Annotated in this window: 18 protein-coding genes; 2 read left to right on the top strand and 16 right to left on the bottom strand. The window is 66.2% G+C overall.

The window, feature by feature from the left end; translation table 11 throughout:
* Window positions 1–43: 43 nt before the first annotated feature.
* From JN350_RS10855 to JN350_RS10820, 8 genes are all read right to left on the bottom strand, one after another.
* Window positions 44–745, bottom strand: a complete 702-nt coding sequence (locus JN350_RS10855) for an LLM class flavin-dependent oxidoreductase (protein WP_205462205.1) — start codon at window positions 743–745, stop codon at window positions 44–46.
* Between the two features lie 2 nt (window positions 746–747).
* Entirely contained in the window at window positions 748–3,714 is a 2,967-nt protein-coding gene (locus JN350_RS10850; protein WP_205462204.1) for a beta-ketoacyl synthase N-terminal-like domain-containing protein, read from the bottom strand.
* On the bottom strand, window positions 3,707–4,801 hold the full coding sequence (locus JN350_RS20210; protein WP_205462203.1) for an AMP-binding protein: 1,095 nt from the start codon (window positions 4,799–4,801) through the stop codon (window positions 3,707–3,709). The genes JN350_RS10850 and JN350_RS20210 overlap by 8 nt, the downstream gene beginning before the upstream one ends.
* Window positions 4,738–6,807 carry an AMP-binding protein gene (locus JN350_RS10840; protein ID WP_205462202.1) on the bottom strand — a complete coding sequence of 690 codons (2,070 nt, stop codon included), beginning with the start codon at window positions 6,805–6,807 and terminating at the stop codon, window positions 4,738–4,740. The genes JN350_RS20210 and JN350_RS10840 overlap by 64 nt, the downstream gene beginning before the upstream one ends.
* On the bottom strand, window positions 6,804–9,401 hold the full coding sequence (locus JN350_RS10835; protein ID WP_205462201.1) for an amino acid adenylation domain-containing protein: 2,598 nt from the start codon (window positions 9,399–9,401) through the stop codon (window positions 6,804–6,806). Before JN350_RS10835 ends, JN350_RS10840 begins: the two co-directional genes overlap by 4 nt.
* Window positions 9,401–9,859, bottom strand: a complete 459-nt coding sequence (locus JN350_RS10830; RefSeq protein ID WP_205462200.1) for a condensation domain-containing protein — start codon at window positions 9,857–9,859, stop codon at window positions 9,401–9,403. The genes JN350_RS10835 and JN350_RS10830 overlap by 1 nt, the downstream gene beginning before the upstream one ends.
* Window positions 9,856–10,107 (bottom strand): phosphopantetheine-binding protein, encoded by a 252-nt coding sequence (locus JN350_RS10825; protein WP_205462199.1) that lies wholly within the window; start codon window positions 10,105–10,107, stop codon window positions 9,856–9,858. Before JN350_RS10825 ends, JN350_RS10830 begins: the two co-directional genes overlap by 4 nt.
* Window positions 10,108–11,002: 895 nt before the next feature.
* Entirely contained in the window at window positions 11,003–11,815 is an 813-nt protein-coding gene (locus tag JN350_RS10820) for a metallophosphoesterase family protein (protein ID WP_205462198.1), read from the bottom strand.
* Between the two features lie 401 nt (window positions 11,816–12,216).
* Between JN350_RS10820 and JN350_RS10815 the strand changes: the two genes are divergently transcribed.
* Window positions 12,217–13,065 (top strand): hypothetical protein, encoded by an 849-nt coding sequence (locus JN350_RS10815; RefSeq protein ID WP_205462197.1) that lies wholly within the window; start codon window positions 12,217–12,219, stop codon window positions 13,063–13,065.
* A gap of 722 nt (window positions 13,066–13,787) precedes the next feature.
* Here JN350_RS10815 and JN350_RS10810 read toward each other — a convergent pair.
* Genes JN350_RS10810 through JN350_RS10800 form a run of 3 tightly spaced genes read right to left on the bottom strand, consistent with a single transcriptional unit; the run spans window position 13,788 to window position 16,345 of the window.
* On the bottom strand, window positions 13,788–14,270 hold the full coding sequence (locus JN350_RS10810) for a hypothetical protein (RefSeq protein ID WP_205462196.1): 483 nt from the start codon (window positions 14,268–14,270) through the stop codon (window positions 13,788–13,790).
* Complete coding sequence (locus tag JN350_RS10805) at window positions 14,257–15,045, bottom strand: hypothetical protein (RefSeq protein WP_205462195.1); 789 nt, start codon at window positions 15,043–15,045, stop codon at window positions 14,257–14,259. The genes JN350_RS10810 and JN350_RS10805 overlap by 14 nt, the downstream gene beginning before the upstream one ends.
* Complete coding sequence (locus JN350_RS10800) at window positions 14,972–16,345, bottom strand: hypothetical protein (RefSeq protein ID WP_205462194.1); 1,374 nt, start codon at window positions 16,343–16,345, stop codon at window positions 14,972–14,974. Before JN350_RS10800 ends, JN350_RS10805 begins: the two co-directional genes overlap by 74 nt.
* Before the next feature lie 590 nt (window positions 16,346–16,935).
* Here JN350_RS10800 and JN350_RS10795 point away from each other — a divergent pair.
* Window positions 16,936–17,097: a hypothetical protein gene (locus JN350_RS10795; RefSeq protein ID WP_205462193.1), complete on the top strand. Its 162-nt coding sequence runs from the start codon at window positions 16,936–16,938 to the stop codon at window positions 17,095–17,097.
* 943 nt (window positions 17,098–18,040) lie between these two features.
* Here JN350_RS10795 and JN350_RS10790 read toward each other — a convergent pair.
* The 5 genes from JN350_RS10790 to leuS form a co-directional block, all read right to left on the bottom strand.
* On the bottom strand, window positions 18,041–18,319 hold the full coding sequence (locus tag JN350_RS10790) for a hypothetical protein (protein ID WP_205462192.1): 279 nt from the start codon (window positions 18,317–18,319) through the stop codon (window positions 18,041–18,043).
* Complete coding sequence (locus JN350_RS20860) at window positions 18,316–19,395, bottom strand: site-specific integrase (protein ID WP_461964415.1); 1,080 nt, start codon at window positions 19,393–19,395, stop codon at window positions 18,316–18,318. The genes JN350_RS10790 and JN350_RS20860 overlap by 4 nt, the downstream gene beginning before the upstream one ends.
* Before the next feature lie 185 nt (window positions 19,396–19,580).
* Window positions 19,581–20,930, bottom strand: a complete 1,350-nt coding sequence (locus tag JN350_RS10780) for a ComEC/Rec2 family competence protein (protein WP_205462190.1) — start codon at window positions 20,928–20,930, stop codon at window positions 19,581–19,583.
* 289 nt (window positions 20,931–21,219) lie between these two features.
* On the bottom strand, window positions 21,220–21,969 hold the full coding sequence (locus JN350_RS10775; RefSeq protein ID WP_240347270.1) for a helix-hairpin-helix domain-containing protein: 750 nt from the start codon (window positions 21,967–21,969) through the stop codon (window positions 21,220–21,222).
* Window positions 21,970–22,131: 162 nt separating this feature from the next.
* Window positions 22,132–24,681, bottom strand: coding sequence for a leucine--tRNA ligase (gene leuS, locus JN350_RS10770; RefSeq protein ID WP_205462189.1), 2,550 nt, complete (start codon window positions 24,679–24,681; stop codon window positions 22,132–22,134).
* Window position 24,682 lies beyond the last annotated feature (1 nt).

Raw genomic sequence — 24,682 nt, 5'->3', positions numbered from 1 at the left:
ACGTTGTCGCGCAACTGGTGCAGGCTCTGCCCCAAAAGGGCCGTCATGATGCCAATGCCCTGCCGGCCTGCGGTCTCGAAGGTGGCTCGGGTGCCCGTCGCCGTGATCCACACCGGAAAGTTGCTTCCTTGAACCGCCGAAGGTCGGGTGCGGACGTCGACGGGCGGCGTGTCCGGTGAGCGCCGATAGGGCAGCTCACCCCCGAGAGGAGATGTCGGACCTCGGTGATGGTCCGGGCCGTGACGTCGCGTCTCTCCTCGAACGGGTGGCGCGACAGGACGAAGTCGTTCGGATGCCACCCGCTCGCAAAGCTGATGCCCGCGCGTCCCCTTGAGATGTTATCGACCATGGCCCAGTCCTCGGCGATCCGCGCCGGATGGGACAGCGGAGCGGCGACGCTGCCTGCACGCACCTGGATCGACGTCGTCACGGACGCGATGGCCGAGGCCAGGATTGCCGGGTTCGGCGAGAGCCCTCCGAAATCGACGAAGTGGCGCTCGGGAATCCAGACGGCATGGAGACCGGCCGCGTCAGCGCGTCGTGAGGCTTCCAGGACAAAGTCGAAGTAGTCAGGGGCCGACTCCTCCGCCGCGTTGGCAAAGAAGTAGAGACTCGTCCTTGGGAGCGCCACGGACTCCGCGGGCTCCGCGGACTCCGCGGCCCGCGCCTCCCGTTGTGCCATCAACTGGTCCCGGAGCGCCGCCCGCTGGGACGCGGTGAGACGGCCGATGTCGTCGCTCGACATGCTCACGATGCGCCTCCCGCTCCCTCGATCTCGTCGAGGAGCGCCAAGAGGAGGTCTTCGTCCCTTTCGACGGACAGCCGGTCGATCACGGAACTGAATTCGGCGAAGTCCGGCGACTCGTAAAGGTGTGAGAGTCGACTGTCGACGAGGAACTCAGAGTTGACCTGCGCGATGAGCTGCGCGGCCTGGAGGGACGTCCCGCCGTCGAGGAAGAAGTTGCCGGGACTCGCGGCCTCGCCGTCGAGCACTCCGAGCCAGATCTCACGGAGTGATCGCTTCGGCACGTCGTTCGTATTGTGGGCACCGGCTCGTTGCGCATCCGAACCCGACGAGGTGACGACCACCTCGCCCGCTGCAGGTGACGTCTCGGCTCCCTCCACCCAATGTTCTTCGTCGATGAACGGATAGGCCGGCATCCGCGTCGATGACCTGCTCGTACCGTCGACGGAGGTCAGCTCTCCCTGCCCTCGTGCCCAGATACTGCCTACGGTTCGCAGCAGCTCGTGGTGTTCCTCCCCGGCCGTCCGCCCCAGGACTTCGTGGATCGCGACGTCGCGAGAACGGCTCTGGACGATGCCGTGGAGCGGCCCGCCGAGCAGTCCCGCACGAAAAGCGACGACGAGTGTCTCGAGACCGCAGTCGTCCAGGGCGGCCGTCACGGCCCCCTCGAACTGGATGGGGCGGACGATCTGAGTCGCCCAATGCATCGCGCTGGTGGCGTCGGCACCGGTCAAGCGCGCCCCGGTGACAGTCGAGTAGACGGGCAGGGACGGCTCCTGCAGCGTCACTGTGCCGAGGTAACGGAACACCGCATCACGCGCCTCCACCAGGGACTCGGTGTGGAACGCGTGCGACGCGTTCAACCGCTTGTATCGGAGTCCACGGGCCGTCAACTCGGCGTCGAGCGCATCGAGACGGTCCCTCGGACCTCCCAACACGAAAGCGTCCGGCCCATTGTGAGCACAGACTGTAACGCCGAACTCCTTCGCGAGCCCGTCGACGACGGGCAACGACGCGGCTACCGCCGTCATGCCGCCTGGTGTCGCGTCCAGCGTCGCGCGCGCCCTCCGCACGACGGCCTCCGCCCCGACGTCCAGTGGCATGACGTCCGCCAGGACGGCTGCCGCGAACTCTCCCATGGAGTGTCCGATCAAGGCGGCGAAACCGACCCCCATCCCCGTCAGGGTCCGACCGAGCGCGACTCCGAGCGCGAAGACGAGAGGCTGGACGGCTTCCGGGCCGGAGTCAGCGGACGCGCCCTCCGACCATCCACGCCTCGGATCCTGGCCGCCGGCCGCCACGATCGCGGCCGCACACTCGTCGAAGTGCGCGCAGAACGACGGCGACGTCTGCATGAGGGCACGGCCGACGTCGTCCAGGTCGCCTCCCTGGCCGGGAAGGACCAATGCGACTGCCGAAGGAGCGCCACGACCTCGAGAATCGGTCGCCGGTTCATCCACGAGGGCTTCCAGAGCCGCTGCAATCTCCGCCTCATTCGAACCTGTCGCGACCGTCGCGGTCCTCCAGCGCAACTGGGACCGACCGGTCTGAAGCGAATCAACCATGTCCGAGAGGCTCGCCCCGCCCGTCTGTTGCGACCTGCGCAACAGTTGTCGAGCGACCCGTGCCGGAGCGGTCGCGTCCGCTCCCGAGAGGGCAACGAGTCTTGGACCCGCCGCCTGCGAGTCACCACCCACGCTCGGAGGTGTTTCCGCGTCGGACTGCCCCACGTCCGAGAGAATGACGTGCGCGTTCGTTCCCCCGAGACCGAATGAGCTGACCGCCGCCGTGCGGCGCGTTCCCGGCCACGCCGACGACTCGCGGGGCAGGACGAGACCAGAGTCTGGTTGCAGGATGACTCCTTCGTCACCATCTTGGGCGGGTGTTCCGGGGATGACACCGGACTCGACGGCGAGAACGGCCTTGACGAGTCCAAGGACTCCTGCACCGGCGTCGGTGTGTCCGATGCTGACCTTCAGCGCGCCGAGCGAGGCCGGGCGCGAACGTGGAGCAGAACCGTAGATCCGCTGAAGCGTCTCCAGCTCGATCTGATCGCCGAGTCGGGTGCCCGTCCCATGCGTCTCGATGAAGTCGACGTCCGAAGCATCGACCTCAGCGACGCTCAATGCCTCCGTGATGACGGCGGCCTGGCCTCTGGGGCTGGGGGCGGCGAAGTTCTGGCGGTCGGCACCGTCGTTGTTCACGGCTGAGCCGAGGATGAATGCCCGCGGGGACGCGTGTGACGAAAGATCCTCGACGCGACACAAGACGACAATGCCGCCGCCGCTGGACGGGACGGCTCCAGACGCCGCTCGGTCGAAGGATCGGCATGCTCCGTCCTCGCTGAGCACCCCGCCCTCACTGTGACGGAACGCGTCGTCAACGTGGACGGTCGCACCGCCGGCGATGGCGAAGTCGCATTCGTAGGTCAGGAGCGCCCGCACGGCTTGGTGAACCGCCACCAGCGATGTGGAACAGGCCGTCTGGACCGTGAGGCTCGGGCCGGTGAAATCGAGGCTGTGGGAGAGCCTCGTGGCCAGGAAGTCGCGTGAGTTCGCGAACACGAGCTCTTGCTCCGAGTAACCCGCCAGGCCGGCGCCGTGGGGCAGGAGCTGCTTCTGCAGGTACTCCTCCGGCCCGGCTCCGACGTAGACCCCCACCGTCGAGTCTTTGTCGAGGAGGGACGTCAGGGCCGCATCCTCACACGCCGACCACGAGAGTTCGAGCAGTGCCCGCACCTGGGGGTCGAGTATCAGCGCTTCTGCACTGCCCAGGCCGAAGAGGTGCCGGTCGAATTCCCGCCGCCGCACGGCTGGACCGCTCTTGAAGGTGCCACCAGACGATCGCTCGCGGGGCTGGAGCGCGACGATCCCGCCGAGAAGGTTACCCCAGAACGCCTCGACGTCCTCGGCTCCTGAGGCGCGAGCCGACATTCCCAGAACGGCCACTTCAGGCCTTGTCTCAACCATTTCTGCTCCTTCCAGAACCGAATCGCTTCCGAGAAGCGGCGAATTTCAGCGCTCGTGCATCGACCGGACGGTCGGGCTTGAGTGGTCGATCGGCTTCTTCCCGTGCTCGGTCGCGGAGGATCGCCGACAGGCGACGGGGAGTCGAGCCCTCGAACAGGTCCGCGAGCGTCACGAAGGGGAAGTCGGCGCGGAGGAGCGTGAGGACTCGGAGGAGTTGTACCGAGCTGCCGCCCCTCTCGAAGAACGACACATCGTCCTCGATGACGGGTTCGCCCAGGACGGCACTCCACGCTGCCGTGACGGCACCCCCGACACTGCCGCGGGCGTGCGCGGCAGGCTCGGCGGACTCGGCAGACGCAGGTCGTTCGTCGAGGGCCGCTGCCCAGGCAGAGATCTCTCGACGGTTCAGCTTGCCCGACGCCGTCTGGGGCAGCTCCCGAAAGAAACCGTATCTAACGGGTCGTTCGTTGGCGGAGAGGTACTCCAAGGCGTGCTGCTTGAGGCGGAGGACGAGAGTGTCCTCGTCCGTGCTCGCGTCCGCCCTCTCGTCCTCGGTCGCGTCCTCGGTCCGGACGAGACAGACCAGCCCTTCCCCACCGCTGGTCGGTGACACGGCGACGCCTGCGACTCCGGGAACCGCCCTCAAGGTCTCCTCGACCGCCGCCAACTCGATCCGCTGCCCCATGACCTTGACCTGGAGGTCTCTCCGTCCTAGGTAGAGGAGGGTGCCCTCTCGGGTGCGGCACACGAAGTCCCCGGTGTCGTACGTCCGGCCTCGGTGATCGTCGGTGAAGTGGCGCCGCGTCTCTTCCGGCCGGCGCCAGTATCCGCGAGCGACGGCAGGTCCGCCGAGGACGAGAGCGCCCGGTGTCCCTGTCGGTGAGGGGCGTCCGTCGTGGTTAAGGACAGCGCCCTCGTAGTTCGGCAGAAGCGAGCCGATGGACGTGACATCCCCGTCGAAGCCTTCAGGGACGTCCCAGAACGTCGCGAAGACGGTGCACTCGGTGGGACCGTACCCGTTGATCACGCGCGGAATGCGCTCGCGAAGGGTCTTTGCCAGGCCTGCCGGCAGGAACTCCCCGGCCACGATGATGGTCGAGACACTGTTGAGGAAGGCTGTTCCCCGGGGGATGCAAGGAGCAGCTGCGCGGTCGTAGGGGTGCACTGGTACGAACTCCCCTGCCCGCCGACCTCTCCGGCGAGGATGTCGCGCTGGGACGTGAGGCGTACCGTGCGCCCCGTCGTCAGTGGCCAGACGAGTTCTACAAGACTGATGTCGAAGCCGACGCTCGTCGCAGCGATGAAGGTGTCGGCGGTGCTCGCCAAGTGCTCGTCCAGCGCATCCAACAAGACACTGAGATTGTCGTGACCCACCATGACGCCCTTGGGATTACCCGTCGTCCCCGACGTGTACAAGATGTAGGCGAGGGCGTCGTCTCGCAGATCGGGCAGGGCTGCGTCGCCTTCCGGTACGGGCAAGTGCGCCAGCCAATCACGGTCGAGGATCAGGGCCGGCTCGCAGTCCTCCTCGATGTCCCTGATCCGCCCCACGGGAGTCGCTTCCTCAAGGGGAACGAGCACGGCACCCGCACGCCACACGGCGAGCATGGTGAGCACGAGCTCGACCGTGCGGGGCAGCCGGACCACGACACGATCTCCGGGTTGCACACCTCCGGCAACCAGTGAACGGGCCCTGAAGTCGACCGTCGAGGCGATCTCGACGCCCGTGACGTGCCGGGCCTCGTCTCGGACGAAGACGTGGTCCGGCCGCCGCTCGACCGCCTCGGCCACACGGCGGAGGAGGTGGGTCGGCGTCGGGACCGTGGCCCCGGGCCGGACGAACTCGGAGCCCTCGGCCGCCCTAAACGGGGCATCGCCCCCGAGCTGCAGCACGATCTGCGCACCGATCTCATCAATGTCGCGGGGATCTGAATCTCCAGCGAGCACGTCGAGTTCGATGCGTGGTGACAGGTCGTCCACCACCAGCGAGATCGCCAGTTCGAATTCGCCTGCATCGGGGGCTTCCGCGGGCAGCAGGGACCACGATCGGCCGTCCTCGTCCGAGACTGCGGCTGATGCTGATCGTTCCGCCACGAGAACTCGGGCGAAGGCCGCGGGCGAACGGAGTTCCTCCGTCCTCACGGACGACGCGATGCCCTCGAAGCTCTCGCCGACGTGCTCCATCGCGTCCCACAGCGCTTCGAAAGCCTCGGAGACACTGGTCTCGAAGCTGTCGTGAGCCCGGAGCGCGAGTGGCAGCACGTTCTGCCAATTACCGATGGAACGCGCCGTCAGAGGACCGCGCGAGTCCACGACCACCGAACAACAGACAGCTCGTTCGTTGCCATAACGGCAGAGCACGTCACCCGTGGCAGCGAGGACCTGCACGAAACGTGACGCTCCTGTCTTGCGCTGGACATCGGCCATTTGACTCCACAGGCCCGTTGGTATCGGGAAGCTGTGCGTGCGACGTCGACCTCGTGCACCAGCCGCACGTCGGATCTGTGGAGGCAGGGCTTCGTGCGCGTCGCGAAGGGCCTCCGTCCAGAAGTCCACGTCCACGTCTCCATCGCCGATGCCTCCGCCTGTCGGTGGGAGTTCGTCGTCCTGGCCGTTCTGCACGCCGCCGGCTCGTGTCTCGTCCTGGTGAGCACGCATCAACTCCTCGACGAGGAGCGAGGCGCTGACCGCGTCGAAGACCCCGTGATGGACCGTGAAGGTCACACTCGACGCCTCACGACCGGAGATGACGTCCACCAGGGTCAGCGGGCCCTGACCGTGGGCGAAGACGTGCTTGCGTCGCCGCCTCCGCACCTCCTTCGTGTCTGACGGAACGTCCATGGACTTCGTCGACGAGACGGTCACGGCCTCAGGCTCGTGACGGTTCTGCTCGAGACCGTCGTCGGTCACGCGAAGCGACGAACGCAGTTGTGGGTGGCGCTGCAGAGTTCGCCGGACCGCTGCGACGAGCGTCTCGCCGTCGATGCCGCCTGAGACGAGCACGGAGTGGACGAGCGTGCGTGCGGCTCCGCCATCTCGCCCGTCGAGGAGGTAGAACCGTTGATGAGCGGCCGAAGCGGCCACGGATGTCATGGGCGGCCACCCAAATGTGCGGATGCGCTCCACAAGGCACCGGGCGACCCGAGGCGCAGGACGTCCCTCGCGCGCGTCGGAAAGCCTCCCGCGGTGAGGGCCGTCGCGAGCCGAACGGCCAGGAGCGAGTTGCCGCCGAGGTCGAAGAAGTTGTCGTCCACCTCGACGACGGACCCGAGGACGTCCGTCCAGACCGACAAGAAGGGCTCGGAAGGACGCCGGAGGGAAATCTCCGGCCCGGTCGAGGCAGGAGGTCCGCCCTGGGTTCTCGTCACACGTGTGGACCCGAGCGCTTCGAGAGCACGGAAGTCAGTCTTGCCGTTGGCGGTCCTCGGGATGCTGTCCAAGCGCCGGAAGCTGAGGGGAACCATGTACGCCGGCAGTCGCGTGCGGACATGGTCCCGCACGCTCGCTTCCTCGGCTCGACCGGTGAAAAACGCCGACAGCCCGATGACGGCGCCGGCGACCACTCGCGGGACGACCGCGGCGAGGGAGACGCCTTCGTGCTCCTCGATGCTGTGCACGACCTCACCCGGTTCGATGCGATGACCACCGATTTCGAGCTGGTCGTCGGTGCGGCCCAGGTACTCCACGTCGTGTTCGGTCGAGCGCCGCGCGAGGTCTCCGGATCGGTACAAGAGCACCTCGCGCGACCCGAGCGTGACGAGCTGAAAACGTTCGGCGGTCAAATCCGGCCGCCCGAAGTAACCGGCACTGACGCCGTTGCCTCCGACCCAGATCTCGCCTATGTCGCCCTCGGGTGAGGGGCGTCGCCTCTCGTCCAGGACGTGGACCTCCCACCCCGGGAGGGGACGGCCGATGCCGATCGTCGATGCTTCAGCACCCCGGCTGAGAGCGTTCCAGGTGCAGTGAACGGTGGTCTCTGTGATCCCGTACATATTCACGAGCTGAGTCGCGTCCGCCCCGGCCCTCTCATGCCAAGGGCGGAGGACCGTGGGGGTCAAGGCCTCCCCGCCGAAGACCACGAGTCGGAGCGCGAGGTCAGCGGTCGCGAAGCCCCGTGCCTGCGCCAGCAAGGTCGAGCCGGACGGTGTCTCACTGAGGATCGTGATGCGGGATTGCTGGAGGAAGCGCAGGAGGTCGTCGGGAGACCGGACCGTTGCCCGGTCGGCGATGATCGCAGCGGCACCGGTGAGGAGTGCACCCCAGATCTCCCACACGGCGTAGTCGAAGGCGAAGCTGTGCAGGACCGACCAGCGGTCGTCGCAGCGAAGGGCGAACAGGCCCTGGGTTGCCTGCGCCAACGCTGCCACGTTGGCGTGAGTGACCTGCACGCCCTTGGGAGTTCCGGTCGAGCCGGACGTGTAGATGATGTACGCCAGATCAGCAGGCATGGGAACGATCACGGGCTCGCGCGGAGGCGTGGACAACCCGACCGTGGCATCCGCGATGTTCACGAGGATCAATCCCTGCTGATCGCGCAACCGGTCCGAATCTGTCAGCACGACCGACAGGCCTGCATCCCGGACGATGAACGACACGCGCTCGTCCGGATAGTCGGGGTCTATCGGTACGTAGACGGCTCCCACGATGAGCGCCGCGAGCATGGCGCTCACCGCCTCCGTCGATCTCCGGGTGCAGACCCCCACCCTGTTTCCCGCAGAGACGCCGGCGGATGAGAGTGCGGCGACGATGGTCGTCGCGTCCCGCCACAGATCGGCGTATGTGAGTCGCCGATCGCCCGCTGCCACCGCCAGTTCACCCGGCCGCCGCTGCACCCAGCCGTGCACGAGTTCGGGGATCGACTGGCGGGGGCGTTCAGCAGGAGCTCCCCGTCCGAGCTCGATTAGCTCGTGCTCCTCGTCTGGGTGGAGGAAGGAAAGGGTCTCGAGCGTCGCATCAGGATTTTCGGTGAGCACGCGGAGAGCCTGCACGAGATGTTCTGCCAGATGCCGAGCCTCGCGTCGTGCCAGCAACCGTCTTCGGTATCGAACCTTGACCAGTAGGTCGCCGCCGAGACGCTGAAAGTAGACGACGACGCCGAACTGCGCCACTCCAGGATCCGGTTCATCGCGTGGGATCGCCCGGAACTCGTCGGTGACATGGGCAGGAAAAGCGTCCCGCTGGACTACGGCGACCTGTAGTGGCTCGGAGCCGACGGGCACGACACGTGCCACCGCTCTGCGCTCGGCCCGGTAGGTCGCGATGGCCGAGGCATGCACGCCCCGGAGGTAGTCCCTCGCTGTTCCTGCTTCGTCGACGTGAGCGCGTACCTCGACGGTCCGGCTGAGGTAGGTGACGAGTTCACACTGCGCGCTGCCGCGAAGCGAGACGGAAGTCGCCATGCCGACCCGCTGCTCGCCGGTTTTCCTCGAGAGGACCCAACCGAGGGCAGCGATGGTGGCGCTGCTCACCGTGACACCCATGAGCGCCACGTCGGCAAGGAGCGCCGAGGCGTCGGCCAGGACGATGTCCTCATCGGCGGATGCTTCCGCCGCCTCGACGTCCCCGTCGCTTCTTCCGCTGTCCGTGAAGAAGCGGACTGTCGCCGTGTCACGCTCGTCTCGACGGGGTTCTGTCGGCCCGGAGGCACCCTCAGCGACAGCGGTCTCAGCAGGAGCGTCTGCGGGCATCACCCCTCTAAGAGGGCGCGTGCCATCAAGAGGCCAGAGACCTCATCGGCGATCACATGGCTCACGACGATCAAGAGCCGGGCCCGTCTCGCGGACTCCATGATCAGAACGAGCCTCGCCAAGGGTCCACGACGAAGGTCGAGCGGGCGTGCGGCCTCGACGGCCAGCCTCCTGTCGAGGTCCGAGGACGGTTGTCCGGATCGATCGGAGAAGATGAAGGGCGCCTGCTGGAGGCTGGGAGCCAGTTCCGGTCCCGCAGCTCCGTCGACGACCCGCATCGTCAGGGTAGGGACGTGATCTTGGAGGGCCGACCACCTTTCGCGGAGGAGCGCCTCGTCGATTTCACCTTCGAGGTCGTACCGGATGAGTGAGTTGTAGAGGTGTCGAGACCCGGCCAGCTCGGCCGCTGTGAGCAATTCGATCTGATCTGCGTTCAACGGAACCGTCTGACCACTCACCGGCTGCCTTCCAACGGCTGGGCCTGCAAATCGTCGAGGCTGAGAGCCGTCAAGACGTCGAAGAGGTCGAACGACGTGCCGGTTCGGTCGTAAACCATCTGCGTGAAGGCCACTGCTTTGAGCGAATCACCGCCGTTGGCGACGAACCCTCGCGTCGCATCAGCTCTCGCGCCGAGGACCTCGAACCATACCTGTTCCACTTCATCGATCGACTTCTCGTTCGATGGATCACGATCGCTGACGCTCATGCCATTGTCCCCACTCCTGGCTCACGGTCGCGACGGCACGACCGGAACCGACGCTATCGACAGACTGGTCTGTGCACAAGTCGTCGTGCTGACAACGGGGTGAGACGCCTACTGCGACGGTGACGCACAGGCTGCCCGCGAGTCCTGCAAGGGCTCCGGCCAACCCGACCATGGCGCCTTCCCAGAGGAAGACTGCGGCGACTCCCAGCTCCCCAGTTCCGAGTTGCATGACTCAACGCCAGTTCTTGAGTACGGGACTCTGGATCGACAGGTACATCGCCGAGGCCCCGCTGAGTACCGCGACGAGGAGCAAGGCTACCGACAGCGATGCGAGCAAGCCGTTCAGATCGGTCTCCACACCGAGTCGGAGATTTCGGAACTCACCCGTGGTGTGGACGTCGACCTCGCCTGGTAACGCTGCGTTACCGCTATGGGCATGGCGTCTGCGACGGGCGTGCGAGGCCAGAATCCGTACGGACGACGAGGGAAGTAGACAGGTAGTCGAATCTGCCACTGGGTACTATCACGCTGCTGCGCAGCTTCGGCTCCCGTTCCGACGAGACTCGGCCGCGTTCGTCGCTCGAGGTGTTCGGGGCGACGTTCGCCCGCACTTCGTCTCGCGCTGCGGCTGTCAAGCGCTGGGGCTTCGGCGCGCCCGGAAGCAAGCGGAACGCATCGCGGGAAGAGCGCAGACAGCTCCGAGGCTCGCGGCGAGCGCGAAACCCGTCACCCAGCAGAGCCCCCGGCCGAAACCGGGGGCTCTGCTATTGGGTCAAACCTGCAAACGCTGGAGACCAGACTTGCAATCAATCCTGTTGACGGCATGGTCTGCTAAGGCGAAGCCCGGCGCCTCTTCCTGATTAGCGATCCTGCGCCTATGGTTCGGTTGCTGAAATCACGTCAATCTACTATCTAGCCAGCGGACGTGCATCGTCGCGAGGTCGACGGCAGCTAGGTTGCCTTTCTCACCGTTCTTATTAAGCGAGTAGACGCGTCGACCGTCGGGGTGGTGCTGTTCGGCTCGTATGTGGTGATGGCCGTGGAAGAGGAGGCGTGGGCGGACGCCGTCCCACACTTCACAGAGTCGCCGGCGGCCGAGTTCGGTGTATTCCCGGTCCACCAGATTCTGGAGTGGCGACCGATCGATCAGATTGTCCACGCGGGTGCTGCCGCCCGCCGGTACCTCGTGTGAGATGACGATGTCAGCGCCGCCGAGGCGGATGCAGGTGACGACCTCATCTGCAGACGGCATCTCGCTGCGCCACCAGGTATTTCCCTCACGTACGGGAGGTCGCGCAAATGAACCGGCGCCGCCGAACGAGAGCACTTGCCGACCGCCCATTCGGAAGCGGTATCCGCGAGGAAGCGCCCACACCTCCCCTGCCAGGCGTACCGGTTGGCCAGCAGCGAACTCCGCGCGGGCTTCGAGTCGCGACCAGCTGTCGTGATTGCCGGGCGTGATCAGGATTCGCATCTCCCGCTCCGACGCTAGCTGCGCTGCGCGTTGGACGAACCGTTTGTTCGCACGTGAGCCGTTTGTGATGTTGAAGTCTCCCGCGTGCAGCAGCGTGGTCGGCTGGCGCTTCGGGTCGGGGAAGTTCGCATTGAGAAGGCGCGGCACGTTATGCGTGAGATGCACGAGATCGGAGTGCCAGTCGCCTGCCACGACGATCAGCTCCTCCGACGAGTCGGCGTCAAACTCGCGCACGCGTTCGCGCTCGGCGGTGGACCCTAAGCGTTGGCGCTCCGATGAGTGCGCGCCGCGTCCGCACATGTTCTCTCCTCTCGACCCGAAGGAGGACGACAATAAGCACCTCTCCACGGAAAGGCAAGCTTTTCCGGAGAGATCACTTCGATCGCGAGAAAAGTACGCAGAATCCACGAGAGCGCCACACGTTAGCGAACTGAATACGCGAGCGCGATCAAAGTACGGGAATGTCGCAATGCATGTATCGAAGTTCGGTCCGCGTCTTCACTAAGCACGTTGCAAGTGATTATTCTGCCTGCCATGCACAAGCGAACGGACCGGCCGAGGAGACTTCGACTGAGGGGCAGTCTGCCCTGCGGCGGCGGCAGGTTCCGCGTGCGGCCGCTGACACGATCACGACCGTGCATGGGCGTCGGGCGGCCGACCGGGTGCGGTCCGATGTGATCACAATCTGCGCGGCACAAGGCGGGCTGATCACGCGTGCGCAGCTCGCACGTCGGCATGGCAGGCAAGCCGCCCACCTCGGGCTCCGATGGCTCGACGACCGAGGAGAAATCGAAGAGGTCATACTGAACGTGTGGGTACATGTGGCGACGGCGCGCCTGCCAGTCGGCGACCTCGCCCTAGAAGCACAAGCTAGGTGGCTCGCGCTCGCGCCGGCGCTGCTCCTGCGCGAGCGCACGGAGCGGAGAGGACGCGACGAGGTCATGCCCGTGATCGCCGGTGGCGCCGCCTGGCAACACTGGGCTCTCGGTCCAAGCAACTGGCGGCCGCAGATCGCCGTCCCCTTCCAACAATCCACGGTGAAGTCAGACGACGTCGTCGACGTGGTCGTCGAGCAGATCGATCCCATCGACGTGGTGTGGGTGGATCAGTTCCCCTACCTACGACCCGAAGCGACAATCGCCCGTGGATTTGAGGCGACCGTCGACGTCGCGGAGACGGCAGCTGCGCTGGGAGAGGCGATGTGGCGTCTGCATCCGCTTCGACCTGAGCTGCTGGCGTATCACCTTCAGGAAGTCGCGGAGCGAAACGGCTGGGTTGACCAGGAGTGGAACGCAGCGACCATTTACAGCGACCTCATCGCTCGTGCGGGTGGATGGCCAACGCAGCCCGGCTCGCCCTTCTGGACGGCATGGTGGTCGCACGCTGCGCACCTGCAACGCGTACGACGCGAGCATCCGACCTGGCTCCTAGACGATTCACCAGTCAGCTGGTGGGACGAGTACCGGGGGGACAGCTGTGAGTGACGAAAGCAGCTTGACGTACGTGCCGAAGGTGAGTCGACGCGCTCGTGCCTCTGAGCGGGATTCGGCGCCGCACGCGACTCCCAGGCTGATAGCCGCGACGCGGTTTCTTCGGCGCGACGATCGAACGCGGTCAAGCTCGATATGACCGATCTCATCGACCACCCGTGCGACCGCGACGAGGTCTGTGCGCGCCTCGAAGTTGATCAACAGGCGCGGGATGCGATCGATCTCGTCATGAGTTACATCGGTTCAAGGTCGACCGGAGCTGGCTGTACCCGGCATGGCAGTGCACCGACCATTCCCAAATCCCGCACCTCTCGAGCGTCCTCGATGCGGCGGAAGAACTTGGAACTCGGACGCTCGCCGAGTTCATGACCACCAAGCGGACCGATCTCGCCGTGTGCGGGGAAGCGCTCTCTCCGCGAGAGTGGCTACGGCTTCGACGAGATCCACAAGCCGTCCTCACGCCGTTGCGCGACCTAGAACGCCCGCGTCGCTGACCACGAACTCGTAGCACCCGAACCGATGGCTCGGTCCGCGCCGGCGAGGCGACTGCGCCAGCGCTGGTGCTGTCCGCTCACACCCAGCTGATTCGCGTGGACTGACGGCTCCAGCGACTCCCCCATCTACAACCGCGAGTAGCACGACCGGCACTCTTGAAATCCGAAAAAATGCCTTAATACTGGACTTCCTGTCATCTCAATCGACGATCGTCTTTCGGGTCACGAGTCGGCGCATGGCAGCCGAAACGGGGAAGACAGATCAGCTCCCGATTGATAACGACGTTTACGGAGACCCGGGCCTACTCTGTCTGAAGATGGGCTGTATCTTCCCCGTGGTGACCCCCGAAGCGCCTCGTCCGCGCGAGCCTTCTCGACGGCGAGGACGTTGTTCATACGCTGGAGCGCCTCGACCTGGGCTTCCAGCGCGTCCCGCTCGTGCGCCAGTCGACCCACCCTTGCTTCGAGCGCGGTGACACGCTTTCGGAGCGAAATCTCACTCTGCGGCACTGCGCCCTGATTCCTCACGCGCGCGTAGAACTCGTCACGAAGGTCGGTATGCCGGTGCGTCAGCAAGTGGCGCTTGACGTTCGCTTCTTCGGCGAGACTGACGATCGTCAACGCGCCGTTCGAGCGAATTGGCCTGCCTTCCAGTAGTCTGGCCATGGCGTCGCGGATGACCTGCCGCTCGTCAGAAGTTGGCATCTATTTGCTCAATCGTGAATCGGTCCCGATCATGCATGTCTGCTTGGTCGACGAGGTCATCCGCTCGTGCGTTGAGCCGGTCGGCCGCTGGACGAGGCATGTGAGTCGCCTGTTGCCGGAAGCTCGCTGCGGTCAGGCGGAGCGCGGACGCATCGCTATCAGTGCGTGCGACGTTCGAGCAGTTTGCCTTACACCGATCGAGCCGTGGCGTGGTCGCGCGATCAGCATCATCCCTGTCAATAAGGCACAGCGCCGTGTCGTTCTTGAAGTTGCACCAGAGGAAAGCGTCTGCGTTTTGGAACACCGTGAGCTTGGTGTTGTTGAGCAAGCTCCGAGCCTGCCGCTGGCTCGCGACGATGCCACCAAACTGTGCCGTTTGTTCACGGAGAGCTTCGACGAATCTGAGGGCCGATGGTCCGGATACGCCCACCCCGTTGTCGAATGATTCGGCCGCGTCACTCAACCGGTATGCGATGCTCCGTGCGGTCTCGAAATCGACGAGGTCCTGGATACCGTCACGCACTCGACTCGCGTACCCCTCCGATATCGCAGTGCGCAGATGGCCGTACTGAACCGCGAGTGCGACAAGGCCGCCAGGCTGGTTGGCGATGTGCCACGCGAGCGTCCTGCGAAAGCGGATCGGGGTAACGCGTCCACGGGGGTCAGGCGGGATGGTTCCCGGAGCGAATCGGTTGATGTGGTCAATAAAGCGGTTGACGACGTCGGCGATGGTGGTGATACCAACTGAGCGGCCGCTGCTCTTGACGTGCTGCACGGATGGGAACAGGAGACCCCGAGGTTGAAGGCGCTCCAACGCCCGGATGGCCTTCACTACGGGAGTGACTGCGACCCAGGGGGCATCGCGGATGCGTCCGTTCGAGTCGTGGTTGCCGTCCGCGTCTCGCACTGTCTTGAAGGTTCGGGAACTGATTAGCATCCACCCCCGCTGGCTGAGGCGGCGCTGAGCGATCCTGCTTCGAGCGCGAGGGCTTCCCCGGACGCATACCGGTGAGGTAGGCGATAATGATAAAGCATGCTGCCCGAAGGTAGTTGACGTACGTGTCGATCTCGGTGCGGGCGATGCGCTCGGGCATGAGTTCGCTACTAGCGAGCGGAACGGTGATTGGCGCTCCGTGCGCGGCGGCATATGCGCGCACCGCCGTACCCTTGCTCCAGTTGTAGACGACTGACACCGAGACACCGACCGTATGGGCGATGTACGCACAGTCGAGTGCAACCTTGCCATTGTGCAGTTTGGTCGGGAATCGAGCGCTCGCATTGGAGAGGTCGTTCAGGTAATCACGTAGCTTACCTGCGCCTTCGCGATTGCGACTGAGGCTCTTCGCCCTACTGTGATTGTAGATGTCTTGGTTGAGCGTGGCAGCGGCGAGGATCGGTTCCGTGCCAACGTCGATGAATCGGAGAGCTGCAGTCAGAAGCGGTGACATCGTCGAGGTGGCGATGGGTTCGGTGTCGTTTTCGCCTGAATTTCCGACACGCGGCGGGAGATAATCACTGAGTCGTCCACCGACCCACGGTGGGACATCAGGTAAAGAGAGCGTCGGGAGCTGCAACCCGATGACCCACAGCCGAGTGATTGCGGTGAGGTGGTTCACCGCCGTTCCGCGCGCAACTCGACGCTCCGTGCGCAGGTACTCGGCATAGTCCGCCATGAGCGTAGCCGTGAACTGGCTGATCGACGGCACGCCGCGATCGTTCAGCCACCGCCCGAGCATCCTGTAGTCGATCGCGTTGTGGTAGATCCGAAGCGCGCTCAACGTGGACACCATGGGCGCGGCGCTCTCTGCGAGAAACTCGTCTGGTACGGCAATGTTGAACAGGGACCAGATTGCGAGTCGGAAGTGGTCAACATATTGCGGCGGGAACGTTGTCCAAAGTATCCGGGCGTCTTCCATGGAGGGATTGTTACTGAAGAAGCGGACTGGCCAGATGTCATCGCCGTAGAGTGGAATGAGGTCGGATTTCGAAGGCGCGCGTTCCGGCGGATAAATAGGATCCGTCCGCGCCGGCAACGCCATTGTGGGCAAGACCGTTGCCCACGAGAGTGCGGTCATGCGTCCAAGTCTCCGTTCAACAGGCGGTCGACCGTCGTGCGGTCGACATCGGTGAGGTCGGCGAGAGCCTGCTGCCATTGCGCGTCGGTGTAGTGCTCCGTACGCAGTGAGTGCAGTCGCGCGAAGTGGGCTCCCCAGTCAGCTGCCCAGACGTCCGGCGCCATGGCACCCCTGCGATTCGTGAGAGCTTCATGGAGGTACGCGAGTCGCCCGAGATGTTTTGGCATCACCACCGCGTTGTGGCATGCCAGGCACAGCAGGAAAGATGCTGCGCACGGTGCCCCCCATGGCGAGAAAGGGCTTTTGTCGATGTCAACACAGTCCGACAGCGCAGTCTCGTCTCCGACTGAATCATTTTCCCTTCGCACGGCTGCGACGACCATCTCTGCGTGACGCACCGCTCGCTCGATGCCGCGAGCGATAAGGGGCTCCGAGTCGACGCGAGTCTGCGGATCCGAGAGGAGATAGACGCTGTCGTGCGTGATGCGGGAGTTCTGGTTGGGTTCACGCCGATAACGGTTGTTGACTGCCTTGCGAATGCGGCGAGTGTTGATTGACAGCCCGGTCGCCCGAGCCAGGTTATCGAGGGCATGAGCGCCGAGGCCGAGTCGAAAGAGGTCCGCATCTCGACCGTCCCCGACCCGCGTGCGTCGACCGACGAGAAGCCGGTCAGTGGGCTGTCCGAGGGCGGCGAGTGCGTCCCGGGCTGGTTGGGTGATTTCTATGACCTGTCCGAGGAGACGTGCGGTTGAGTCGGCCGCTGAGTCCGTGAGGTTTCGTGACTCGTAACGGTGGGGCGGACGGCGACGACGCTTCTCCAATTCGACGCGGTAGATCGGAGTCCCCGAGCCGTCGTCGACTCGGCTTGGGAGCTTCCAGCTCTTGAATCGTTGTCTGATTCCAGCCTTCCTTGACGGCCAGGAGAACCAACGCTGCCATGATCTCGGCATCATCGAGGAACAAGCGCTTCCAGGTCTGATCACGGTGACTGCCGCCGAGTGCGCGAGTGACCCAAGGCTGAGGGGCTCGATCATGCCATTCGGTACGAGGGACATCACCGCTGGCGGCGATATACTGAAGCACTTCACCAATCGCGTGGTCGGTACTGGAGGGCGAGAACTCCCCGGCACGGTACCGATGCAGCTGACGCAAGTTCTGACGGATTCGGTCGCGCGCTTGACGCCAGACGCGACGTGCAGCTACCGCTATGGCGCGCAACTCTTCGTCCGAGTACGACGCTTCGGTCGCCCGCTCTCTCGGAATTCGGCGAGAAACGGCTCTGCGGGTGTCGGGCGGGAGTAGCTCGGTCTCCAGCAGCAGCATTCGTATGATGCGGAATGCTCGACGACCCCTCCGCTGCCCTGCTGGGCAAGCCGCCAGCTTGACCAGGTCGCAGACCCGATGGAGCTTACGCTGGTAGGCACGGCCTCCAGGTCCGCGAGCCATCGCCCGAAATATTCAACCGCCCAGAACGCTTGCTTGCTTGAGGGTAGATTTCGCCACTTCCCGGTCGGTGTGGCTCGCCGCGCGAAGACCTCAGCGAGTTCCTGCTGGAGGGTACTGCTCAGCGGCAATCGCGAAAAGTCATACTCAGCGGAGGCTGTACCCTTCTCGTTGACGTGCGTGACCACTAGCCCTTTGAGGGTGCTGGGGCTGTGATGAAGTCCTCCGCTCGGTAACGCGGCCGTTCTTCCCCTAGGCAAAGGACACGTCCTGCACTCGTCCGCTTGCGGCGGCCACGGCCTGCAGAAATTCCGCTCCTTCGCCCAAATTACCTTCGAGAAGTGACTGAATGTGCACGTCTCGAATTGGATCGAGGTACACCTCTCTGGTTGTCTCTTCTGACTTGTGCCCGAGCAGGTCCTTCACCATTCGGTACGGGTTGCCGTAGAGGAGCTCGTAGTCCCGGCGCTGCTGCGGATCAAGCTCGAATCGGGTGTCGAGCGCATGTCGCATCGCGATGAGCATCGTCAACGCGAACGAGTGCCTCGCCATGTGGGGGTGCAATATGGGGCGCCATCGCCTAGCACTCGGGCGCAACGGTCGTTCGCAGCGGCGAACACTCGTTCCCAGGAGTGACTTTGAAACGGAAGACCGTCCTCACTCAGCCAAAGCCACATCGGCTCGAGCCCTCCCGGACCGTCCCGAAAGAGGCGCATCCGCTCACTCACCCCGAGTCGATCGACGGGCATCTGCCGGGTCCGACCGCTGTCTTCCTCCGACCATTCCAAGGTGGTCCCGCGAGCCTTCGTTGTCACGTCGAACACCACCCACTTGTTGGGTACGGCACCGTAACGATCGACCTCCTGCGCCCTACTCACGGCCTCGGACCGGGTCGTATCTAGATACGCTCTGATGAGCCGAAGAGTGGCGACAGAAACGGGAAACCTCCGTCCGCTGTTGTACTTCGCAGCCGCCGAAGCGACTCGCCCCCAAAGATAGCGTGAGCCTCCATCCATCACAGGTAGCTCGACCGTAAGAAGTGACGCTCCTTCGGTGCGCCTTAGGCCGGAATCAAAAAGAAGGTCCGCAAAGACCACGTTCCGATCGCCATTTCGACCCCGGAAAGTCGGATCATGCAATCCTTCAAGTCCCCTCCCTGCCAGGCCGATGTCGCGCCAGCGCCGAGAAGCTCTCGGGGTGAGCCACTTCACGTTGGTTGAACGCACGTCGTGAGCGGCCGCCTCAGCGACTTCGATCATCGCACCGTCCCGAGCCCGCACGGTCACCATGCGGACCGGGTGGGTATCGATGATTCCTACTGACAACCCCCAGTCGTACAGGCCCTTGAGGGCCGCACGCTCTCGGATCCAAGCACTTCCCCCAATTGGCTTCGGGTTCGCGGGCGCACGGCGACGCCAATCTTCCCAGTCATCCAAGTCGTCGACGGTAGCTTCATTCCATCGCTTCCCGCGCAACCAGAGGAAGTCGAAGAATAGACGGCAAGCCGTGACGTACGAGAGGCGGGTTGTCTCGGCAAGCCGACGGAATTGAGCAGCGTTGAAGTAGGCCGTCAGGTGTGGATCGCTGCCACCATCCGGCGATGTCATGAAATAGCTGCCCTCAGCTATTCCCGCCGCCTGCTCGCGACGGAGCAACTCATCTACTCCCCACAAGCCCGCAGCATCCAGCGAAGGCGTGAGCGTCACACGGTGCGACTTCCAAGAGGCCAAGACCAACCCGCCTCCCCATGTAACGCCCGCCCTGATCGTGCCAACAGTAGCTCACACAACATCTACGTTTGACTACAGAACCATGTGCACGCCGCGACCGCCCAGTCACGCGGGACGGTACCGCGGACGACCAGCACGGGAACCGCGACGGCCGCGACACCGACCACGACCACGACTCCCGCGGCGAGCAGCAGGCGGCTCCGCACCGTCGGAGTGCTCAGCACGGCGACCGCGAGGCACGCGCTGACGACCACGGCGCCGACCACCCCGGCGGTGCCACCCGGCCACGGCGCCGACGCGTACGGCAGCAGCGCTGCGCCCTGGGCGATGCCACCGACCGCCGACGCGGGGGCCCAGGCGACGGCTGCGAGCACCGACCCGCCCCACGGCCAGACCGGCGCGAGCAGACACGCACCGAGGCCGACGACGGTGACGATCGGTGCCAGGGGCTCGGCCAGCAGGTTCGCCGGCACCGCGTAGGTCGGAAGCGCCGCGGACAGCGGGATCGTCACGGGCCAGCAGGCGACCTGCGCCGCCACCGGCACCGCGAGGGCAGCGGCGACCGGGGTCCACAGCCGTCGCGCGAACAGCGCTGTGAGCGGTGGCCCGAGCACCACGATGCCGGTCGTGGCGAGCACCGACAGCGCGAACCCGAACGACCGCGCGAACCAGGGGTCGACGACCAGCATGCCGATCGTGGCCACGGCGATGAGCGGCACACCGCGCACCGGGCGGCCGGACAGGTGCACGACCAACACGACGACCGCCATCACCGTGGCCCGGACGATCGACGGGTCGGGGCGCACGAGCACCACGAACGCGAGCAGCACGGCGACGGCCGACGCCGCCCGGAGCCCCCGAGGCATCCCGCAGAGTCGCCCGATCACCACGACGAGGCCGACGAGCACCGCGCAGTTCGCCCCGGACACCGCGGTCAGGTGGGTCAGCGCCGAGGTCTCCATCGCCGCCTCGGTCGCTGCGTCGAGACCGGACCGGTCGCCGATCGCCAGTCCGCGCAGGAGTGCAGCTCCGGGCTCGGGCAGGTCGGCCGTCGCACGGACGAAGGCCCGGCGGGCGGTGTCGGTGGCCCCGAGCAGCGCTCCGGGTGGCTCGGTGGCGGGCACACCCCGGAGGAACAGCACGAACGCGGTCGCGGAACCCGGGACGTCGGCCTCGATCGTCCCGGTGCCGGTCACCCGCGTGCCCGCGGCGAGCACCCGGTCGGGATCGTCGCCCGGCGGCACGAGCGCACGGTCGCCCGGCGGCACGAGCCGGACCGGTACGCGCAGCGCACGTACCGCGTCGGCACGTTCGAGCGTCGCGAGCACGGAGCGGTCACCCGGGCCCAGGTCGCGCGACAGGGCCGCCTCGAAGGAGACGGTGTCCGACCCGGAGGCGAGGAGCCGGAGCACCTCCGGCGCTCGTCGGGTCTCCCCACGGTGACCGACACCGCGAGCAACGCGGTCAGCGCCGCCGCGACGAGCACCGGGCCGGCGCAGGCCGTCGCGATCCGGCGATGACGGCCCGATCGACGACGACTTGTGACGATCGCACTCCCGCCGGCGAGCACGGCACCCACGGTCCCGACGACGGGCGCTGCCGCCGGCCCCCGACGAGCACGGCCGTCACGATCCAGGCGATCGCCACCGGCACCGCCACCCGCAGGTCCGTCGCGCTGGGCCGCAGCTGCACGGGCACGGCTCAGACCCGCACGCGGTCGCGGAGCTCCGCGAACCGGACGTCGCCGATGCCGCTGACGTCGAGCAGGTCCTCGACCGCGGTGAAACGGCCGTGCTCGTCACGCCAGGCGAGGATCCGGCCGGCCAGCCCTGGACCGATGCCGGGCAGGGTCTCGAGCGCAGTCTGGTCGGCGTTGTTCAGGTCGACGACGGAGTCAGCACCGGTCCCCGCGGCAGCCGTGGCACCCGTGGCGCCCGCACCGTCGCCGCCGCCCGCCGCCGCACCGCCGTCGACCGGATCCAGCGCCGCCGGCACCTCGTCCTCGCCCACGCGCGGCACGTACAGCCGTTCCCCGTCGGTCAGGACCCGCGCCAGGTTCAGTCGGTCCAGGTCCGCGTCCGCCGTCGCGCCGCCGGCCCGCTCGATCGCGTCGGTCACCCGGCTCGACAGCGGCAGGCGGACCACACCGTGGCGCTCGACCGCCCCGAGCACGTGCACCACCACGAACGCCGCACCAGGTGCAGGACCAGCGGTCGACGAACCAGCGGTCGGCATCCCGGCGGTGGACGAGCCGGCAGTCGGCGCGGCGGCAGTCGGCGCTCCACTGACGACGACCCCACCCGCCCCTGCACCACCACGCCCCGTCAGCGACCCGACCATGACCACCACGAGCGCGACCACCACGACGACCCCGGCCAGCACCACCGCAGCCCTCGGCGAGAGCACCAGGCGCGACCAGAGCACGCGTCCCGATGCGGCCGCGCCGTCCACCGACCGAGGGTCCGGTGACGAGGGCGACGACATGCCCCGAACGCTACGGAGCCCGGCCGATCGGCCGGGCTCCGGAGTCCAGGGCTGTGGAGAGGCACGCCGACCGCCCACCCTGTGGACGGCAAAACGCCCATCCCGTGGTCGGCCCGCGCCGTCCCCTGACTACCCCTTGATGGCGATGTTCACGAGCTTCGGCGCTCGCACGATGACCTTGACGATCTCGCGGTCACCGATGTACCGCTGCACGTTCGCCGAGTCCCGCGCGAGTGCCTCGAGCTCGGACGGCTCGATCGACTTCGACACCTCGAACGAGTCACGCACCTTGCCGTTCACCTGCACGACGGCGGTGAGGGTCTCCTGCACCAGCAGCGTCGGGTCGGCCTTCCGCCAGCCGTGCAGCGCGACGGTGGCCTCGTACCCGAGCTGCTCCCACATCTCCTCGCCGGTGTACGGCGCGAACACGGCGAGGCCGAGCGTGACGGTCTCGACGGCTTCGCGCACGGCGGGGTCGGCGGCACCGGGGCCGCTGTCGATGGCCTTGCGGGTCACGTTGACCAGGTCCATGAGCCGCGCGATCACGACGTTGAACTTGAACGACTCCATCAGGCCCGGTGCATCGGCCAGGAACCGGTGCGTCACCTGGCGCAGGGCACGGTCGCCCTCGGCCCAGACCACGTCGGGGGTCGACGTGACGTCGGCCGCCAGGCGGTAGGCGCGGGCCAGGAAGCGTGCCGAGGCGGACGGCGAGACGTCCTCCCAGTTGATGTCGTCCTCGGGCGGGCCGGCGAAGCCCATCACCAGGCGGATCGCGTCGACGCCGTTCGCGTCGAGCTCGTCGCCGAGCGAGACACCGCCCTTCGACTTCGACATCTTCGAGCCACCGGACAGCACCATGCCCTGGTTGAGCAGTGCCGAGAACGGCTCGGTGAAGTCGAGGTAGCCGAGGTCGAAGAGCACCTTGGTGACGAACCGCGCGTACAGCAGGTGCAGGATCGCGTGCTCGATCCCGCCGATGTACTGGTCGACCGGGGCCCACTTGCGGGCGATGGCGGGGTCGAACGCCTGCGTGTCGTCGTTGGCGGCCAGGAAGCGCAGGAAGTACCACGACGAGTCGACGAAGGTGTCCATCGTGTCGGTGTCACGGAGCGCCGGCGTGCCGTCGACGGGGTTCGTGACGTTGACCCAGTCCGTCGCACCGCCGAGGGGCGAGGTGCCCTTGGGCTTGAGGTCGAGCCCCTCGGTGTCGGGCAGCCGCACCGGCAGCTGGTCGAGCGGCACGGGGTGCTCGCTGCCGTCGGCGCCGTGGATGATCGGGATCGGGGTGCCCCAGAAACGCTGGCGCGAGATGAGCCAGTCGCGCAGGCGGTAGGTCTTGGCGGCACGACCGGTCCCGCGCTCCTCGAGCAGGGAGATCGCGGCGGTGATGGCGTGCTGCTTCGACATGCCGTCGAGCGAGCCGGAGTTGATCATCCGGCCCTGCCCCGTCAGCGCCTCACCCGTGGCGACGGGATCGAGCGACGGCAGGTCCACCGGCGGAGCCGAAGGGTCGATGACCGGGATCGCCCCGGTCACGGCGGCCATCGTGTCCACGACGACCTTCACCGGCAGGTCGAACGCCCGGGCGAAGTCGAGGTCGCGCTGGTCGTGCGCCGGCACGGCCATGACCGCGCCGTGGCCGTAGTCGGCCAGCACGTAGTCGGCGGCCCAGATCGGCAGACGCTCCCCCGTGAGCGGGTGGATCGCGAAGCGGCCGAGCGGCACGCCGGTCTTCGGGCGGTCCGCGTTCTGCCGGTCGATCTCCGACGTCTTCTGGGTGGCGACCAGGTACGAGTCGAACGCAGCACGGATGTCGTCCGGAGCGGACGAGACGAGCGACGCCGCCAGGTCCGAGTCCGGTGCGACGACCAGGAACGTCACGCCGTGGATCGTGTCGGGACGCGTCGTGAACACCGTGACGGGCTCGTCACGGCCCTCGATGACGAAGTCGACGTCGGCGCCGACCGACCGGCCGATCCAGTTGCGCTGCTGCGCGATGACCTTGGCGGGCCACCGTCCCTCGAGCTGGTTGAGGTCGTCGAGCAGGCGGTCGGCGTACTCCGTGATCTTGAAGTACCACTGCGTGAGCTTCTTCTTGACGACGACGGCGCCGGAGCGGTCCGAGGTGCCGTCGGGCAGGACCTGCTCGTTCGCGAGCACGGTCTGGTCCACCGGGTCCCAGTTGACCCAGCTGTCCTTGCGGTACGCCAGGCCCTTCTCGTACATCTTCAGGAACAGCCACTGGTTCCACTTGTAGTACTCGGGGTCCGAGGTGTGGATCTCGGTGCTCCAGTCGAACGACGGCGCGTAGCGCTTGAAGGATGCCTTCTGCTGCGCGATGTTCGCGTAGGTCCAGTCCTTCGGGTCCACCCCGCGCTTGATCGCGGCGTTCTCGGCGGGCAGGCCGAAGGAGTCCCAGCCGATGGGGTGCAGGACGTTGAAGCCCTGCTGGCGCCAGTAGCGCGCCACGAAGTCGCCGAGGGCCCAGTTCTCGGCGTGCCCCATGTGGAGGTCGCCGGACGGGTACGGGAACATCTCGAGGATGTACTTGCGCGGACGCGTGTCGTCCAGGTCGGTGGTGAAGAGCCCGAGCTCTTCCCAGCGGGGCTGCCACTTCTCCTGGATACGACGGAAGTCGTAGGCGTTCGGGTCCTCGGCGTGCTGCTCGGTGGTCACG

Origin of the sequence: Curtobacterium sp. 24E2 (genome assembly GCF_016925595.1) — a bacterium.
Classification (GTDB): domain Bacteria; phylum Actinomycetota; class Actinomycetes; order Actinomycetales; family Microbacteriaceae; genus Curtobacterium.
The sequence above is the reverse complement of the archived record's forward strand: the minus strand, read 5'-3'. Positions and strand labels throughout refer to the sequence as shown.

Coding starts and splice junctions, on each gene's coding strand:
- JN350_RS10850 (WP_205462204.1), bottom strand. CDS start 3,714: ATGGTTGAGACAAGGCCTGAAGTGGCCGTTCTGGGAATGTCGGCTCGC.
- JN350_RS10835 (WP_205462201.1), bottom strand. CDS start 9,401: ATGCCCGCAGACGCTCCTGCTGAGACCGCTGTCGCTGAGGGTGCCTCC.
- JN350_RS10800 (WP_205462194.1), bottom strand. CDS start 16,345: ATGACCGCACTCTCGTGGGCAACGGTCTTGCCCACAATGGCGTTGCCG.
- JN350_RS10795 (WP_205462193.1), top strand. CDS start 16,936: ATGAGCGCCGAGGCCGAGTCGAAAGAGGTCCGCATCTCGACCGTCCCC.
- JN350_RS10855 (WP_205462205.1), bottom strand. CDS start 745: ATGTCGAGCGACGACATCGGCCGTCTCACCGCGTCCCAGCGGGCGGCG.
- JN350_RS10825 (WP_205462199.1), bottom strand. CDS start 10,107: ATGAGCGTCAGCGATCGTGATCCATCGAACGAGAAGTCGATCGATGAA.
- JN350_RS20860 (WP_461964415.1), bottom strand. CDS start 19,395: ATGACATCGCCGGATGGTGGCAGCGATCCACACCTGACGGCCTACTTC.
- JN350_RS10810 (WP_205462196.1), bottom strand. CDS start 14,270: ATGCCAACTTCTGACGAGCGGCAGGTCATCCGCGACGCCATGGCCAGA.
- JN350_RS10840 (WP_205462202.1), bottom strand. CDS start 6,807: ATGACATCCGTGGCCGCTTCGGCCGCTCATCAACGGTTCTACCTCCTC.